The 15,927-nt window shown below is 61.1% G+C and carries 15 protein-coding genes; 12 read left to right on the top strand and 3 right to left on the bottom strand.

Going from position 1 to position 15,927, the window contains the following annotated elements:
* Window positions 1-332: 332 nt before the first annotated feature.
* From ccoN to ccoS, 8 genes are all read left to right on the top strand, one after another.
* Complete coding sequence (gene ccoN, locus IMCC21224_RS11735) at window positions 333-1,934, top strand: cytochrome-c oxidase, cbb3-type subunit I (protein ID WP_047995512.1); 1,602 nt, start codon at window positions 333-335, stop codon at window positions 1,932-1,934.
* 12 nt (window positions 1,935-1,946) lie between these two features.
* On the top strand, window positions 1,947-2,774 hold the full coding sequence (ccoO, locus tag IMCC21224_RS11730) for a cytochrome-c oxidase, cbb3-type subunit II (RefSeq protein ID WP_082135189.1): 828 nt from the start codon (window positions 1,947-1,949) through the stop codon (window positions 2,772-2,774).
* A gap of 13 nt (window positions 2,775-2,787) precedes the next feature.
* Complete coding sequence (locus IMCC21224_RS11725) at window positions 2,788-3,030, top strand: CcoQ/FixQ family Cbb3-type cytochrome c oxidase assembly chaperone (RefSeq protein ID WP_047995511.1); 243 nt, start codon at window positions 2,788-2,790, stop codon at window positions 3,028-3,030.
* The gene (gene ccoP / locus IMCC21224_RS11720) at window positions 3,027-3,935 is read left to right on the top strand and encodes a cytochrome-c oxidase, cbb3-type subunit III (RefSeq protein WP_047995510.1); all 909 of its coding nucleotides are present in this window, start codon (window positions 3,027-3,029) and stop codon (window positions 3,933-3,935) included. Before IMCC21224_RS11725 ends, ccoP begins: the two co-directional genes overlap by 4 nt.
* Window positions 3,936-4,102: 167 nt before the next feature.
* On the top strand, window positions 4,103-5,545 hold the full coding sequence (ccoG, locus tag IMCC21224_RS11715) for a cytochrome c oxidase accessory protein CcoG (RefSeq protein WP_047995509.1): 1,443 nt from the start codon (window positions 4,103-4,105) through the stop codon (window positions 5,543-5,545).
* Complete coding sequence (locus IMCC21224_RS11710) at window positions 5,542-6,009, top strand: FixH family protein (protein WP_047995508.1); 468 nt, start codon at window positions 5,542-5,544, stop codon at window positions 6,007-6,009. The genes ccoG and IMCC21224_RS11710 overlap by 4 nt, the downstream gene beginning before the upstream one ends.
* Complete coding sequence (locus IMCC21224_RS11705) at window positions 6,006-8,189, top strand: heavy metal translocating P-type ATPase (RefSeq protein WP_047995507.1); 2,184 nt, start codon at window positions 6,006-6,008, stop codon at window positions 8,187-8,189. Before IMCC21224_RS11710 ends, IMCC21224_RS11705 begins: the two co-directional genes overlap by 4 nt.
* Window positions 8,186-8,353, top strand: a complete 168-nt coding sequence (ccoS, locus tag IMCC21224_RS27080) for a cbb3-type cytochrome oxidase assembly protein CcoS (RefSeq protein ID WP_082135187.1) — start codon at window positions 8,186-8,188, stop codon at window positions 8,351-8,353. Before IMCC21224_RS11705 ends, ccoS begins: the two co-directional genes overlap by 4 nt.
* Here the strand turns inward: ccoS and IMCC21224_RS11700 are convergent.
* On the bottom strand, window positions 8,347-9,093 hold the full coding sequence (locus IMCC21224_RS11700) for a hypothetical protein (RefSeq protein WP_047995506.1): 747 nt from the start codon (window positions 9,091-9,093) through the stop codon (window positions 8,347-8,349). The two genes, ccoS and IMCC21224_RS11700, sit on opposite strands and share 7 nt — an antisense overlap.
* A 119-nt stretch (window positions 9,094-9,212) precedes the next feature.
* Between IMCC21224_RS11700 and IMCC21224_RS11695 the strand changes: the two genes are divergently transcribed.
* On the top strand, window positions 9,213-10,085 hold the full coding sequence (locus tag IMCC21224_RS11695; RefSeq protein WP_047995505.1) for a glycosyltransferase family 2 protein: 873 nt from the start codon (window positions 9,213-9,215) through the stop codon (window positions 10,083-10,085).
* Window positions 10,086-10,111: 26 nt separating this feature from the next.
* Here IMCC21224_RS11695 and IMCC21224_RS11690 read toward each other — a convergent pair whose 3' ends face one another.
* Both IMCC21224_RS11690 and IMCC21224_RS11685 read right to left on the bottom strand, forming a co-directional pair.
* Entirely contained in the window at window positions 10,112-10,648 is a 537-nt protein-coding gene (locus IMCC21224_RS11690; RefSeq protein WP_047995504.1) for a hypothetical protein, read from the bottom strand.
* Between the two features lie 305 nt (window positions 10,649-10,953).
* The gene (locus IMCC21224_RS11685) at window positions 10,954-12,336 is read right to left on the bottom strand and encodes a M20/M25/M40 family metallo-hydrolase (protein ID WP_047995503.1); all 1,383 of its coding nucleotides are present in this window, start codon (window positions 12,334-12,336) and stop codon (window positions 10,954-10,956) included.
* 144 nt (window positions 12,337-12,480) lie between these two features.
* Here IMCC21224_RS11685 and IMCC21224_RS11680 point away from each other — a divergent pair, with 144 nt between their 5' ends.
* The 3 genes from IMCC21224_RS11680 (at window position 12,481) to IMCC21224_RS11670 (ending at window position 15,825) form a co-directional block, all read left to right on the top strand.
* Window positions 12,481-13,029: a peroxiredoxin-like family protein gene (locus IMCC21224_RS11680; protein WP_053078963.1), complete on the top strand. Its 549-nt coding sequence runs from the start codon at window positions 12,481-12,483 to the stop codon at window positions 13,027-13,029.
* Window positions 13,030-13,218: 189 nt separating this feature from the next.
* Entirely contained in the window at window positions 13,219-14,442 is a 1,224-nt protein-coding gene (hemA, locus tag IMCC21224_RS11675) for a 5-aminolevulinate synthase (RefSeq protein WP_047995502.1), read from the top strand.
* Window positions 14,443-14,568: 126 nt separating this feature from the next.
* Window positions 14,569-15,825 carry a helix-turn-helix domain-containing protein gene (locus IMCC21224_RS11670; protein ID WP_047995501.1) on the top strand — a complete coding sequence of 419 codons (1,257 nt, stop codon included), beginning with the start codon at window positions 14,569-14,571 and terminating at the stop codon, window positions 15,823-15,825.
* Window positions 15,826-15,927 lie beyond the last annotated feature (102 nt).

Here is a 15,927-nt window from a genome sequence, read left to right as displayed (position 1 = left end):
GGGAGGGGGCTTCGAGCGTATTGTGGGGGGCAATCGCGGCGGCACCAGTCCAGCTGTTCGCTGTGGTGCCTGCCAAAGGCCACGACAATGCGGGGGGCAGAATCGCGCCAGCGGATGCTGAGCGCGGCAAGCCAGTCCCCCAAACGCGTAGCGCGATCCACCGTTTCGGCCGCGCCGGTGATTGATTGTTTGGACCCACGCCCCCCCAACGTGGCATGAATTTATGCAATGTTGATCCAGATCAAAGTGTAGTTCCTTTCGGGCCCCTAAGCACAGCATGACGCGATCCGTCACTTCGGTGGCGGAAAGAACATGCATAAGGGGCAGCCTGGATGGGCGATATTCTCAAACTGATAGCCTTGGGTCTGGTGACCCTTTTTGCGGCCATGGCGGCCAACTGGGCCCACGATCTGGCGTATCAGGTCCATGCGTTGATCGTCATGTTGATCGCGGGCGTGATGTTTCTGTCGACCGTGCGCGGCATGGACGAGCCAAAGCCCGAGATCGCGGTTGCGACCGGCTACATGGACGATGTGGTACGGGCAGGGGTTGTTGCGACGACTTTTTGGGGTGTTGTCGGGATGCTTGTTGGCGTGTTTATCGCCTTTCAGCTGGCCTTTCCGGCGCTGAATTTCGACTGGGCGCAACCCTATGGCAACTTTGGCCGCCTGCGGCCATTGCACACCAGCGGCGTGGTGTTTGCGTTTGGTGGCAATGCGCTGATCATGTCGTCGTTTTACATTGTGCAGCGCACCTGCGGTGTCCGTCTCTGGGGGGGCAAGCTGGGGTGGTTTGTGTTCTGGGGCTACAACCTGTTCATCGTGCTGGCTACTACCGGCTACCTTCTGGGCGCGACTCAATCCAAGGAATACGCCGAACCCGAATGGTATGTCGATCTGTGGCTGACTGTGGTCTGGGTCGCCTTTTTGGCGGTGTTCATGGGCACGCTGATCAAGCGGCGCGAGCGGCACATCTACGTCGCCAACTGGTTCTTGCTTAGCTTTATCGTCACCGTGGCGATGCTGCATATCGTCAACAATCTTTCGCTGCCGGTCAGCATCTTTGGCTCGCGCTCGATCCAGCTGTTTGCTGGTGTACAGGATGCGATGACCCAGTGGTGGTATGGCCACAACGCGGTCGGCTTTTTCCTGACGGCGGGCTTTCTGGGCATGATGTATTATTTTGTGCCCAAGCAGGCAGGCCGTCCGGTCTATAGCTACAAGCTGTCGATCATACACTTCTGGGCGCTGATCTTTCTCTATATCTGGGCTGGCCCGCACCACCTGCACTACACGGCACTGCCGGATTGGGCGACGACGCTGGGCATGGTGTTTTCGATCATCCTGTGGATGCCCAGCTGGGGCGGCATGATCAACGGCCTGATGACGCTGCAAGGCGCCTGGGACAAGCTGCGCACCGACCCGATTATTCGGATGATGGTGATTTCGCTGGCCTTCTACGGCATGTCCACCTTTGAGGGGCCGATGATGTCGATCCGCGCGGTGAACTCGCTGTCGCATTACACTGATTGGACCATCGGGCATGTACATTCCGGCGCGTTGGGCTGGAACGGCATGATCACCTTTGGCGCGCTCTACTATCTGACACCGCGCCTGTGGGGGCGCGAGAAGATGCATTCGATGGCCGCTATCGATTGGCACTTCTGGCTCGCCACCATTGGTATCGTGCTTTACGCCGCGTCGATGTGGGTGTCGGGCATCATGGAGGGCCTGATGTGGCGCGAAGTCGATGCGCAAGGCTTCTTGGTGAATTCGTTCGCCGACACGGTGTCTGCCAAGTTCCCGATGTATGTGGTGCGCGGTCTGGGCGGGGTTCTGTACCTGTCGGGTGCGCTGATCATGGCCTGGAACATCACAATGACGATCCGGGGCGGGGCACGTGAACCTGTCATCGTCGCCACTCCGGCAGAATAAGGGGATCCTGAAATGACCGATCACAACAAGAATATCCCCGCACCCGAGGACGATCCAAAGGTCGCGACCCTGTCCGATCTGCCGGACAAGATTCCAAATGAGACACCGATCGAGACGGCGACCATCGACTGGCATGGCAAGATCGAACGAAATGCCACGCTGTTGATGGTACTGTCGCTGGTGGTGGTCTCTGTCGGCGGGATCGTGGAAATCGCGCCGCTGTTTTACCTCGAAAACACCATCGAAGAGGTTGAGGGCATGCGCCCCTATTCGCCGCTGGAACTGGCGGGGCGTGAAATCTATGTCCGCGAGGCGTGTTATACCTGTCACAGCCAGATGATCCGCCCGATGCGCGACGAGGTGGAACGCTATGGCCACTACAGCCTGGCGGCGGAGTCGATGTACGATCATCCATTCCAGTGGGGGTCAAAACGCACCGGGCCGGATCTGGCCCGGGTCGGCGGGCGCTATTCCGACGCCTGGCATCTGGATCATTTGCGCAATCCGCAATCGGTGGTGCCGGAATCGATCATGCCGGGCTACGCCTTCCTCGAAGAGACACGGCTTGAGGATCGCTATGTCACCGCTCTGCTGGAAACACAGGTCGCAGTGGGTGTGCCCTACACCCAAGAGATGGTCGGGAACGCCCATGCGGATCTGCTGAACCAGGCCAATCCCGACAGTGACTATGATGCGTTGGTCGAACGCTATCCCGGTGCACAGGTGCGCAATTTCGACGGGCAACCGGGGGTGTCCGAAGCAGACGCGATGATTGCCTATCTCCAGATGCTCGGCACGTTGGTCGATTTCTCGACCTTCACCGCCGACGCCAGCCGTTGAAGGGGGCCTGACAATGGATACCTATTCGCTGATGCGTCAATTTGCCGACAGCTGGATGCTGCTGGCGATGACGCTGTTTTTTCTGGGGGTTGTGCTTTGGGCGTTTCGGCCCGGATCACGCAGCACCCATGCTGATACCGCCGCAATCCCGTTTCGCAACGAGGATGCGCCCGCCCGCGAGACAGTCAACCGCACCCGTCAGTCAGTTGGTGCCGACGCGGAGCCGACGGAACCGACCGCAGGAGAGCGCAAATGAGCGACAGCAAGCCACAGACCTTGGTCGAAGAGTCTGATGCCAAGATTGGCACCACCGGGCATGACTGGGACGGCATCAAAGAGCTGAACAACCCCCTGCCGCGCTGGTGGCTTTGGACGTTTTACGCAACCATTGTCTGGGGCGTGATCTACACCGTGCTGTATCCCGCATGGCCGCTGGTCAATGGCGCGACGGCTGGCGTTTTCGGCTGGTCGACGCGGGGCGAAGTCGCCGCAGAACAGGCCGCGTTTGCGCAACGCAATACCCCGCTGGCCAACGCGCTGGCTGCGGCGGACCTGCCGCAGGTCGCTGCGGACACGAGCGGAGAGTTGCACCGATATGCGGTGTCCTCGGGGGCTGCGGTGTTTCGCACCCATTGTTCGCAATGCCACGGGTCCGGTGCTGCCGGCGCTATTGGCTATCCGAACCTGCTGGACAGCGACTGGCTGTGGGGTGGGTCTGTCTCTGACATCGCCATGACGGTGCGGCACGGCATTCGCAACGACACCGACGGCGATGCCCGCTGGTCGCAGATGCCCGCCTTTGGCGAGATCCTGAGCAACGCGGAAATCGACGCCGTTGTCGAACATGTACGCGAAATCTCGGATCAGGAGCATGATATCGCGCTGGCCGCGACAGGGGCCGAGGTTTTTGCCTCCAACTGCGCGTCGTGCCACGGCGACGCAGGTGAGGGGATGCGCGACGAAGGTGCGCCCGATCTGTCGGATGCGATCTGGCTGTATGGTGGGGATCGCGACGCGCTGCACACCACGGTCAATCAGGCCCGTTTTGGGGTGATGCCCGCCTGGGGCGCGCGCCTGTCAGACGCCGAGGTCGCTGCCGTGGCGACCTATGTTCACCAACTTGGCGGCGGCGAAGCCGAGATCGAAAAGGTCCATCCCTGACGGGGCCGCGTGTAAAGCATGCGCCCTCAGAGGGCGGTTCCAAAGGCCCGGGTTGATCTCTGTCAAGACGCGTTGCGCTGCGCCGCAGCATAAAGGCGCAAGTTATAATTCGAGCGAGTCCACCACATGTCTGACGCCCCCTTCCGCTCTTTGCCGCCCGCGAGCCGATCTTTCCGCGCCGGGTGTCGGGCCGCTTTCGCCAGTTGAAGTGGGCGATCATGGCGGTGACGCTGGGGATCTATTACCTCACGCCTTGGATACGGTGGGACAGGGGACCAAACCTGCCCGATCAGGCGGTGCTGATCGACCTTGCGCAGCGGCGGTTCTATTTCTTTTTCATCGAAATCTGGCCGCATGAATTCTATTTTGTCGCCGGCTTGCTGATCATGGCGGGCTTGGGGCTGTTTCTGTTCACCTCGGCGTTGGGCCGGGTTTGGTGCGGCTATACCTGCCCGCAGACGGTCTGGGTTGATCTGTTCATCCTGGTGGAACGCTGGATCGAGGGGGACCGCAATGCGCGAATCCGCCTGTGGCGGCAGTCTTGGGACATCCACAAATGGCGGTTACGGCTGACCAAATGGCTGGTCTGGCTTCTGATTGCGGCAGCGACAGGCGGGGCGTGGGTGTTTTACTTTGCCGACGCGCCGACGCTGGCGGGGCAGTTGGCAACGTTTCAGGCACCTGCGGTGGCTTACACGTCGATCGGAGTGCTGGTCGCCACCACTTTTGTCTTTGGCGGCTTTATGCGCGAACAGGTCTGCAATTATATGTGCCCATGGCCACGCATTCAGGCAGCAATGATGGATGATGGCACAATTACCGTGGCGTATCGCGACTGGCGCGGAGAGCCACGCGGCAAGCATCGCAAGGGCGCCAAGGCCGCCGCTGCATCGCGTATCGCCACTGCATATGCTGCGCCAGAGTCGGCGGCTGATGCGGTGGTGCAGCAAGGCGACTGCATCGACTGCATGGCCTGTGTCAATGTGTGTCCGGCGGGTATCGACATTCGCGACGGCCAGCAGATGGAGTGCATCACCTGTGCGCTTTGCATCGACGCCTGCGACGACATGATGGATCGTGTGGGGCAGCCACGCGGGCTGATCGGCTATCTTGCCCTGACCGACGAGACAAAGGAACGTGCCGGTGAACCGCCCGTGCCGATGCTGCGCCATGTCCTGCGTCCGCGCACGATTGTATATACCGTGCTCTGGTCGTTGATCGGGGTCGGGTTGGTTGTGGCGCTGCTGATGCGGTCAGATATTGATATGACCGTCGCCCCGGTACGCAACCCGACCTATGTTCTTGAACCCGATGGATCTGTGCGCAACATCTACGACGTGCGCCTGCGCAACATGAGCAATGTACCTCGCGATTTCAGTCTGTCGCTCACCTCGGACGCTGCGCTGAACCTGTCGCTGCAAGGCGAAGACGCGTCGACAGTGTCGGTGCCCGCCAACGAAATTCTGCTGCAACGGGTCTATGTGACCGCAGCGCCGGGATCATCTGCGGCAACCGGCGACCACACCGACCTAACCCTGATGGTCGAGGACTTCGCCGCAGGCACCAGCGCCAGCGTCGCCACAACCTTTAACGGGAGGGTGTCACAATGACAGGACCACTGACCGGTCGGCATGTGCTGGCAATCTTTTGCGGCTGCTTTTCGGTGATCATCGGCGTCAATCTGACGCTGGCGTATCAGGCCGTGTCGACCTTTCCGGGGCTAGAGGTGCCAAATTCCTATGTGGCGAGCCAGACGTTCGATGTCGACCGTACCGCTCAGGACGCTCTGGGCTGGGAGGTCGAGGCGCGGCTGGATAGGCACGATCTGCGGCTCGATCTGACTGGTCCCGATGGTGCGCCGGTGCAGCCGGTGATTGCCTCTGCAGTGCTGGGGCGGGCGACCCATGTGGCGGATGACCGAGAACTGGCGCTGAACTGGACCGGGACTGGCTTTGTCGCGCGGGTGCACCTGGACCGCGGGTATTGGGTGCTGCGGCTGCACCTTCTGGCCGCTGACGGCACAGGTTTCAAACGCAACATCACCCTGTTTCAGCCCGAGGGAGAGGCGGGATGAGCCTGGTCGAGCAGCCCGGCATGGTGTCCTGTCCCGGCTGTGCCGCGCTGCCTGCTGAGGGCGTGCGCGATGTGGCGGCGCCACAGGTGATCGACCTTGCCCTGCCGGGCATTCATTGCGCCGCCTGTATCGCCACGGTCGAAAACGGATTGCAAGCACGGCCCGAGGTGGGGAATGCGCGGGTCAATCTGTCGCAGCGCAGGGTGCGGATTCACGCGACGGGCGCGGCCTCGGTTGAGGGGTTGGTCGATCATCTGGCCGGGCTGGGGATCGCGGCGCTGCCGCTGGACACGGCAACACTGGGCGGGCCCCAGGACCGGGCGGCGCGGGCATTGTTGATGCGGGTGGCTGTCGCAGGATTTGCCATGATGAACGTCATGCTGCTGTCAGTTGCGGTCTGGTCCGGAGCGACCGATGCGACGCGGGGAATGTTCCACTGGATTTCGGCGGCGATTGCGTTGCCGGCGGTGGCATTTTGCGCGCAGCCGTTCTTTGCCAATGCCTGGGCGGCGCTGTCGGCGCGGCGGTTGAATATGGATGTACCGATTTCGCTGGCGATTCTGCTGGCTGTGGCGATGTCGTTATATGAGACGATGATGGGTGGCGCAGATGCCTGGTTCGATGCGGCGCTGTCGCTGACCTTTTTTCTACTGGCGGGGCGCTGGCTTGATCAGCGCAGCCGAAGTGCGGCGCAATCCGCGGCCGCGCGCCTGACAGCGCTTGAGGTGCCGCGGGTGATCCGTCTGATCGGCGCGGCACGCGAAACCGTTGCGCTGGCCGAGATTGCGGTCGGTGACAGGATCGCCGTGTTGCCCGGCGCGCGCGTCCCGGTAGATGGTTTGGTACAAGAGGGGCGCAGCGACGTTGATCATTCGATGCTGACGGGCGAAAGCCTGCCGATGCCCTGCGTTCCGGGGGATTCCCTGCCTGCGGGGGCGCTGAACGGCGCTGGCGCGCTGACGCTGGGTGTCACGGCTGTCGGAGAAGACAGCACGCTGCGCCGCATGGCCTCGATGATTGACGCTGCGGAATCCGCGCGCAACCGTTACACCGCATTGGCCGATCGGGCGGCGCAGATCTATGCGCCGCTGGTGCATCTGCTGGCGCTGGCGGGTTTTGTCGGCTGGATGATGCTGACCGGGGACATGCGCCATGCGCTGGGGGTTGCGGTTGCGGTGTTGATCATCACCTGTCCCTGTGCGCTGGGTCTGGCTGTGCCAGCGGTATCTACGGCGGCGGCAGGCGTATTGTTCCGGCGCGGGGTGCTGGTCAAGAATGGCACCGCGCTGGAACGGCTTGCCGGGATTGATACGGTGGTGTTCGACAAGACCGGCACCTTGACCGACGGAGTGTTGCGACTGGATGTCGGGCAACTGCCTGCGTCTGCCGCGCAGATTGCGCTGGCGCTGGCTGAGGGGTCAACGCATCCGGTGGCACGTGCGGTGGCCCAGGGTCTGCGGGCACGGGATGTTGCGCCTGCTGCCCTGCGGAACCTGACAGAATATCCGGGACTCGGTCTGGGTGCAGAGACAGATGCGGGCCAGGTTCGGCTCGGATCAGCGGTCTGGACCGCGCAGGCGTCGGGCACGACGTCGGGCACGGGGCCGGGTGTCTGGCTGACCACGCCCAGCGGCGCCTGGTATCTAACGTTGGACAGCAACCTGCGTGAAGGCGCTGCGGACACGGTGGCTGCTTTGCAAGCGGCGGGGATCGACCTGCATCTGTTTTCGGGCGACACACCCGACGCGGTTGCCCCGGTGGCGGACGCCCTGCGCATACAAGCGGTCCGCGCCGGCATGTCGCCCGCTGAAAAGGTCGCGGGCCTTGAGGCGCTGGCGCGGGACGGGCGCAAGGTGCTGATGGTTGGCGACGGGTTGAACGATGCGGCGGCGCTGGCATCGGCCTGGGCCTCGGTGTCGCCGGGGTCTGCCACCGATCTGGCGCGGGTGGCGTCAGATGTCGTGCTGCTGAGTCATGGACTGGCCGAATTGCCAGTGCTGCTGCGGGTCGCACGCAAGGCGCGGGCGCGCTCGGTCGAAAATTTCGGTATCGCCGCAGTCTATAACATGGTGGCGGTGCCTCTGGCGCTGGCGGGGATCGCCACGCCGCTGATGGCGGCAATCGCGATGTCAGCCTCTTCGATTTCGGTGCTGCTGAACGCGTTGCGGGTGCGCCCGTGAACGTGCTGGTGGTGCTGATCCCGGTGTCGCTGGTCCTGGGTGGGCTGGGGCTGGCGGCTTTCCTTTGGAGCCTGAAGGTGCGGCAATACGATGATCTGGACGGCGCAGCCTGGCGTATTCTGATCGACGAAACGCCCCCCGATGAGGTGCCGCGCGATCAGTAGTGATAGCCAAGCGCGCCTTCGACATCCAGATCCAGCGTGGCATGTAGCAACGGCAGCGCGGCAGCGGGAAAGCTGTCCGGCGTTGCGGGACGCTCTTGGACCGATGGTTTGAACTTGGCTCCCAGACGTCGGACAACAGGACGGAAATCAGGGTGCGGTCGGGTCAGGTCAAGGGTCGCGGTGAGGGCGTCGATAAACGCCTCTGGCGCGGCTTGCAGCGATTCTAGCCGGACCAGCACAAAGGCGCAGTCGCGCTGGAAAAATCCCAGCACCCCGGCAAGTTTCGCGCGACGCAGCGCAAACAGGTTGGCAAACGCACGCCCGGTGATCGGGTGGCGGTCCTGTTGCAACGGCCTGCCAGTACCACCCAACGCTGCAACCTGCGGGAAATACCGTGGGCGATCGGCAATGGTCGCCCATTCGGTCCGAAGGAAATCTGTGAATTCAAGGCGTTGCATCGCAGAGGGCGTGTGCCAGGGTTTGGCATGCATCGACAGCGCCCAGGCGCGGGCATCGCGTACCACGGCGACTATCAGCACGTCCTCGGGGATCGCTGCCATCTGCGCAAAGCCGTGTTTCCAGCCCAGATCCTCAATCGGTTGCACGCTGGTGTTCCGCCCGATCAGCCGTTTGACAAAATTGGTGCCGGACGAACGTTCGCCAAAAACTTGGACCCGGCGGGGGGGGGTGCCCGAGGGAAAAATCTGCCAACCCGGTTCCGGGATATTCAGTGCGATCATCGCGTTGCCTATGGTGCTTTGCCTGTTGGCGTCACGTTAAACCTGCGCAAGGCAGATTGCGATTCTCTTGATAGGAGCCCTGCGGTAACATACGCCAAAACTGACGTGAGGCCGGACAGATGCAGACAACAGCCGCCGCTGTGACCATGGTGCGGAACGATCCGTTTTTTCTGCGCGCCTGGCTGCGCCACTATGGTGGCACTCTGGGGCGTGAGAATTGTTATATCATTAGTCACGGGCGCGAAGATGAGGTGAGAGGCACGGCGCAAGGCGCTAATATCATTGGAATTCCCGGAGATACGCATCAAAATTTCGACATGAAGCGCTGGCGGCTGCTGAACGGCGTCGCGGCCGGGCTTCGCGGGTATTACGACCATGTGATTGTTGGTGATGTCGACGAGCTGGTGATCGTTGACCCCGATAGCGGCATGAACCTACTACAATTTCTGGAAAAGTCGCCGCTGCGCCGGGTGCTGACGCCGCTGGGCCTCGAAGTGATACATCGTCTGGATATTGAGCCTGAGCCGATCAGCGATCAAATCATTGGACCACGCAGGTATGTGCGCCTTGCGCCGCATTACTCCAAACCCTGTATTCTGAGTATGGGAACCAAGATTGCAAGGGGCGGTCACTATACACAATCAGACAAGCTGAACACACCTGATGCGCTCTATCTGCTGCACTTAAAGTTTTGCGATTTTGAGAATTATATCAAAGTAATGGACCAGAGAAATGCGGTGGCACGTGAAGCAGGCGCCGTTGAAGATACATCTATCGGGCGGCACTGGTTTGCCGAGGCGCGGGGCGAGGATCTCGCGCTGTTCGAGGGTTTTAAACAGTTGCAGATGCAGCAGGGGTTTGACCTGAAGTGGCTGCGCAAACGGATGCACAAGAGCTGGAAACCACGCGGCGACACCGGTTTCTGGCAATTCGGCCGACCGGAGTTTGACCACCAATACTGTCTGCCAGAGCGGTTTATCGGTCTGGTTTAAGATCGCATGGTGCCCGTGTCGCGGGATTACTTGCTGTAGGAGGATACGAGCTGGATTGCACTCCAGTCCAGGCCGGATACATTTCCGGTCACAGTTGAACTGGCGGCCATGATCAGGCTGCGCGAATTCGAGTCCAACATGCCAAAGCCTGCTTCAAAGACGCTGGGCGGTGTATAAACCAAGGTTGCCGCGACCAGAGCCCCGACCAGGATACCACCGCTGTTCGAGCGCTTGGCACCGCGTTTCATCAGATAGCGGACCAGATGCAGCACAAGCATGACGCCAGACACAGCAAGCAGCGCCCCGAGGCCTGCCATGATCATGTCATGGTATTGTGCCGGTAGGTTGCCCTGAACCAGGCTGAGCTTGAGATGCGATTTCCGCTCGGCGACGGTGATCACGGTGTAGAACCATGCGAACCCCAGCAGGGTAAACAGGATCGGGCGGGCCGAGTTCGTGTCGGCGCCCTGACGGTACGATCCGGCGGACCCGTGTGACGAATTGAGACGACGCAGCCGGTCGTTGAAATCCGTTTTGCTCTGTTTTCTGAATGCGTATTTCATGCGTTAATTTTTGGTGCGGGAATGTGGCGAACTCGTGGTTGGTTTGGGCCGCAAACTTGGCTAAATCATAGAAATTTACTAAATACTAAGAGTTGACGCAACGTCCGGTGCTTATTTGCCACGGTTTCCCCGGCTTGGGGAACGGCCCAAGCCCACGTTAATCCTTTGGAAGAGATTGTGATCGTTTGATTCGCTCCTGATTGTGTCGCATGGCCAGATTGTAGCGCACTGCTCAGTGGCTAGCAGGTATGCGGCGCAGTACCAAAGCCGCGCCGCGCCGAGAGGCCCACTATATCAGACCAGTATCAGGCCAATGCGTCGAGAATGCGCGCCCAGCTACGGATCCCTTTGTGAAAACTTTCCATGTCGTATTTTTCGTTCGGCGAATGGATCTGATCGTCATCCCGGCCAAAGCCGATCAGCATCGCGTCCATTCCGAGGATCCCTTTGAAATGACCGGCCACCGGGATCGAGCCGCCGGCCCCCACATACGCCGCCGGATCGGGCCATTCTTCCGACAGGGCGGTGCGCGCGGCCTCGAACGCCGGGTGATCCGTTGCCATGGTCGACGCGGCCGACGCACCGTGACCAGAGAAGGTCACAGTACAGTCGGGCGGCAGTTGCGACCGCACCAGAGCGCGAAAATTTTCCCGAATGGCCAAGGGATCCTGTGTACCGACCAGACGAAAGCTGATCTTGGCCGAGGCCTGCGACGGCAGCACGGTTTTGAAGCCCTTTCCGGTATAGCCACCAGAGATGCCATTGACCTCGCAGGTGGGGCGCGACCAGATCATTTCCAACGGGGTGCGGTCCTGTTCGCCCGCCGGGGTGCTCAGACCCACGTCGCCGAGAAAACTTTGATGGTCGAATCCCAGCCCCTGCCATTGCGCCATGATATCGGCGGCGACTTCGGGTACGCCATCATAAAAATGTGGGACTGTTACGCGGCCCGTGTCGTCGTGTAGCCCGGCGATGATGCGCGACAGCACACGGATCGGATTGATTGCCGGGCCGCCGAACATACCCGAGTGCAGATCCTTTGAGGCACCGGTGATGGTCAGTTCTTCACCCAGCAGGCCGCGCAGGCGGGTGACGATCGCAGGCGCGCGGGAATCGAACAACCCGGTGTCGCAGATCAACGCGACATCGGCGCGCAATTCGTCGCGGCTGGCTTCGAGAAATGGCACCAGCGACGGCGAGCCGCTTTCTTCCTCGCCCTCGAAAAAGAATGTGATCGCGCAGGGCAGGGTGCCGTTGACCGCAATCCAGGCGCGGCAAGCCTCGATAAAGGTCATCAACTGGCCCTTGTCGTCGCTGGACCCACGGGCGCGGATCACCGGACCATTGGCGGTCTCTTCGATCTGCGGATCAAACGGATCACGGTCCCACAGATCGAGCGGATCGACCGGCTGCACATCATAGTGGCCATAGAACAGCAGATGCGGCGCATCCGACCCCTTGGGACCGTCGAAATGGCCGACAACCATCGGATGGCCGGGGGTCTGGCGTTTCGACGCGGTGACGCCCAGCGATTGCAGATCGGCCACCAGCCAGTCAGCAGCGGTGTCGCAGGCGTCCTTGTAGTCCGGGTCGGTCGAGATCGAGGGGATGCGCAACAGTTCGAACAGGCGTTCGGTTGCGTCCGGCAGATTGGCGTCGATGCGGGACAGAACAGCGTCAAGAGACATGGGACCACCTTTGATTTTGATTTGCCCCAAACTTGTCGTTATGGCGTCCGAGGTCAATGGATATTGCCCTGGGGAAGTGGCACGTGGCAGGGTGGTCATGGCCTGTGGTACGGGCCGATGGCACCAGCTGAACAGGAGAGCACAATGGCGACGGATACAGCAAACGCGACGCAATCAAGCGGCGCGGGATTTCCTGCCGGCGGGGCAATGCCGCAAATCAGCTGGGACACGGTCGGCGGCGGCGCTGTGTCGATTGGCGGCACACGGGACCGATGGACCCTGTTGGTGGTCTATCGTGGCAAACATTGCCCGCGCTGCAAACGCTATCTCAATACGCTTGAGCAGATGAAAGACGCCTGGAACGAGGCGGGACTGGATATTATCGCGGTTTCTGCCGACCCGCTCGACAAGGCCCGTGCCGATGTCGCGGAATTTGGCTGGACGATGGATGTGGCTGTAGACCTGAGTGAGTCGCAGATGCGGGCGCTGGGGCTATATATCTCGGATCCGCTGTCAACGGCCGAGACCGATCGCCGCTTTGCCGAGCCGGGGGTTTATTGCATCCGACCAGACGGTACGGCGCAGATTGTCGCGCTGTCGAACGGCCCGGCGGCGCGGCCGGATCTGGCTGAATTGCTGGACGGGATGAAGTTTAACATCAGCAAAGACCGTCCAACACGCGGCATGGCCTGACATATCAGGCGCCAAAGAACGCAGCGTCACGCCACCCCGACCTTAGGCTGCGACATGTGGTCCTGCCCAAACTGGTTGTCAACGCGGGCGAAGGCTTATATTTCAAGCAGATCGAAAACCTTTTCCCGTACGACGTTCCCTGACTGGAACCGGCGTCGGGGCGGGGTATCAAGATCAGGAGGACGTCCGGTGGACTACACCGCGAAACTTGACACAGCACTGGGCCGTCTTCACGAAGAGGGCCGGTACCGGACGTTTATCGACATCGAACGCACGCGCGGGCAGTTTCCGCATGCCATCTGGCGCAAATCTGACGGCTCCGAAGAGCCGATTACTGTCTGGTGTGGCAACGATTATCTTGGCATGGGCCAGCACCCCGAGGTTCTGGCGGCCATGCACGAGGCGCTGGATGCCACCGGCGCCGGGTCGGGCGGTACGCGCAATATTTCGGGGACCACGGTCTGGCACAAGCAGCTTGAGGCGGAACTGGCCGATCTGCATGGCAAAGAGGCGGCACTGCTGTTCACCAGTGCCTACATCGCCAACGACGCAACCCTGTCGACGCTGCCGAAACTGTTTCCCGGTCTGATCATCTATTCCGATTCGCTGAATCACGCGTCGATGATCGAAGGTGTGCGCCGTAATGGCGGGGCCAAGCGGATCTTTCGACATAATGATCTTGAGCATCTGCGCGAACTTCTTGCCGCTGACGATCCGGCTGCGCCCAAGCTGATCGCATTTGAATCAATCTATTCGATGGACGGCGATTTTTCACCGATCGCGGCGATCTGCGATCTGGCAGACGAATTCGGTGCGCTGACCTATTGTGATGAGGTTCACGCCGTCGGTATGTATGGCCCGCGCGGGGCGGGTGTCGCAGAACGCGACCGGCTGATGCATCGCATCGACATCATCAACGGCACCCTGGCCAAGGCGTATGGCGTCATGGGTGGCTATATCGCGGCTACTTACAAGATGTGCGACGCGATTCGCTCTTACGCGCCGGGCTTCATCTTTACTACTTCGCTGCCGCCTGCCGTTGCCGCCGGAGCGGCCACGTCCGTCGCGCTGCTCAAGCGCGATCAGGCGCGCCGTGATCTGCACCAGACACAGGCAAGAATCCTGAAAACCCGGCTCAAAGGGCTGGGCCTGCCGCTGATCGACCATGGCAGTCATATCGTTCCGGTGATGGTCGGCGATCCGGTCCACACCCAGAAACTGTCGGACATGCTGCTGTCGCGCTATGGTATCTATGTACAGCCGATCAATTTCCCGACAGTGCCACGCGGGACCGAGCGGCTGCGCTTTACCCCGTCGCCCGTCCATGGCCCGCGTGAGATGGACCGTTTGGTGCAGGCGATGGATGAATTATGGTCCCATTGCGCGCTGAATCGTGCCGAACTGAGCGCCTGATCGCCTAAAACCTGTATATCTCCTTGCGATGTGTTAGGGTTCTGGGAATAAGAATGCGACTCGAATCTTAACGTGTCGCGAGAGGGCAGACACGGGACGGTTCATGGCAGATACGGGGCAATCGGCATGATCGGGCGCAAACTCAAGCGCGAGACAGTTGTGGATGTAGCGAAACCGCTGGGTTTCGATGATTTCGAACTGCGTCTTGGCGATGTGATGCGTGGCGAACGTGCGACGATGGGTAAATCGCTGCTCGATGTTCAGCGCGAATTGCGCATCAAGGCTGGCTACATCTCAGCGATCGAGAATTGTGATCCGTCGTCTTTTGACACACCTGGCTTTATCGCGGGATATGTGCGGTCCTATGCGCGATATCTCGACATGGACCCTGACGCCACCTTTGCCGCCTTTTGCGCCGAAAGTGGCTTTGTCACCGCGCATGGCATGTCGGACAAGGCCAGCGTCATCAAAAAACGCGACGAGCGTCCGGTCGCGACCAAAGCGCCGCGCGATCCTTTTGCACAGCCGAATCTGCCATTCGCACCCGGCGGCGATTCGCTGTTGTCGCGGATCGAACCCGGTGCCATCGGGTCGATGCTGGTGCTGGTGGCGCTGATTGGCGGCATCGGTTTTGGTGGCTGGACCGTATTGCAAGAGGTGCAGCGCGTGCAGCTGGCGCCGATTGACCAGACGCCGGTGGTCCTGTCGGATCTTGACCCTCTGGACGCTGCGGTACGCCCGGTGCAGGGCGCGGATGATGCCCAGACCACGCAAGCGAATGCCGCTGCCGGCCTGTTCTCGCCCCCGAGCAACGAAGCGCTGGACCGGCTTTATCGACCGCAGGCGCTGGACGTTCCGGTGCTGATTGCGCGGGATGCGCCAATCTCGACCCTCGATCCGCGCAGCGTCGGCGCATTTGCACAGGCCGCGCAGACCGACCTGCCACAGGTGCAGGGCGACGTGATCAAGGATGGCGTCGACCGGGCACTGGCCGAAGCACTGGGACAGGTGCCCGACTCGCCGCGTGTACTCGAACTCAGGGCGCCGGGTGTGACTCTGGTCGCTGTGCGCGAAGCTTGGGTGCGTGTTCGGGCGGCCGATGGCACCACCATTCATGAGGCGACGATGAAGGCTGGCGATACCTATGCCGTGCCGCAAACGGAAAATCCGGCCAATGTGCGCATCGGCGAATCCGGGGCGATCTATTTTGCAGTGAACGGCAAAACTTATGGTCCGGCGGGTAGCCGCGGGCAGGTCACGTCGAAGCTGCCGCTTTCGGTCGCCAACCTGACCACCAGCTACAAGGTTGCGGTCGCCGAGGATGACACCGATCTGGCGCGCGTCGTAGCCGAATTGAACAGCACCGACCTCTCGACAGAATAACCTCTGTTTCAGGTTCATCACCATGCGTGTCTTGGCAGGTCGCGGTTGATGTATTGGTGTTGCGTCGCTACCTAAAGCTAGGAGCAGAGCAACCTCTGCCCA

Origin of the sequence: Puniceibacterium sp. IMCC21224, from assembly GCF_001038505.1 — a bacterium.
Lineage (GTDB): Bacteria > Pseudomonadota > Alphaproteobacteria > Rhodobacterales > Rhodobacteraceae > Puniceibacterium.
The sequence above is the reverse complement of the archived record's forward strand: the minus strand, read 5'-3'. Positions and strand labels throughout refer to the sequence as shown.

Excerpts from the sequence above, each read along its gene's own strand:
- ccoN (WP_047995512.1), top strand. The coding sequence starts at position 333 with ATGGGCGATATTCTCAAACTGATAGCCTTGGGTCTGGTGACCCTTTTT.
- ccoO (WP_082135189.1), top strand. The coding sequence starts at position 1,947 with ATGACCGATCACAACAAGAATATCCCCGCACCCGAGGACGATCCAAAG.
- IMCC21224_RS11725 (WP_047995511.1), top strand. The coding sequence starts at position 2,788 with ATGGATACCTATTCGCTGATGCGTCAATTTGCCGACAGCTGGATGCTG.
- ccoP (WP_047995510.1), top strand. The coding sequence starts at position 3,027 with ATGAGCGACAGCAAGCCACAGACCTTGGTCGAAGAGTCTGATGCCAAG.
- IMCC21224_RS11710 (WP_047995508.1), top strand. The coding sequence starts at position 5,542 with ATGACAGGACCACTGACCGGTCGGCATGTGCTGGCAATCTTTTGCGGC.
- IMCC21224_RS11705 (WP_047995507.1), top strand. The coding sequence starts at position 6,006 with ATGAGCCTGGTCGAGCAGCCCGGCATGGTGTCCTGTCCCGGCTGTGCC.
- IMCC21224_RS11700 (WP_047995506.1), bottom strand. The coding sequence starts at position 9,093 with ATGATCGCACTGAATATCCCGGAACCGGGTTGGCAGATTTTTCCCTCG.
- IMCC21224_RS11695 (WP_047995505.1), top strand. The coding sequence starts at position 9,213 with ATGCAGACAACAGCCGCCGCTGTGACCATGGTGCGGAACGATCCGTTT.
- IMCC21224_RS11690 (WP_047995504.1), bottom strand. The coding sequence starts at position 10,648 with ATGAAATACGCATTCAGAAAACAGAGCAAAACGGATTTCAACGACCGG.
- IMCC21224_RS11685 (WP_047995503.1), bottom strand. The coding sequence starts at position 12,336 with ATGTCTCTTGACGCTGTTCTGTCCCGCATCGACGCCAATCTGCCGGAC.
- IMCC21224_RS11680 (WP_053078963.1), top strand. The coding sequence starts at position 12,481 with ATGGCGACGGATACAGCAAACGCGACGCAATCAAGCGGCGCGGGATTT.
- IMCC21224_RS11670 (WP_047995501.1), top strand. The coding sequence starts at position 14,569 with ATGATCGGGCGCAAACTCAAGCGCGAGACAGTTGTGGATGTAGCGAAA.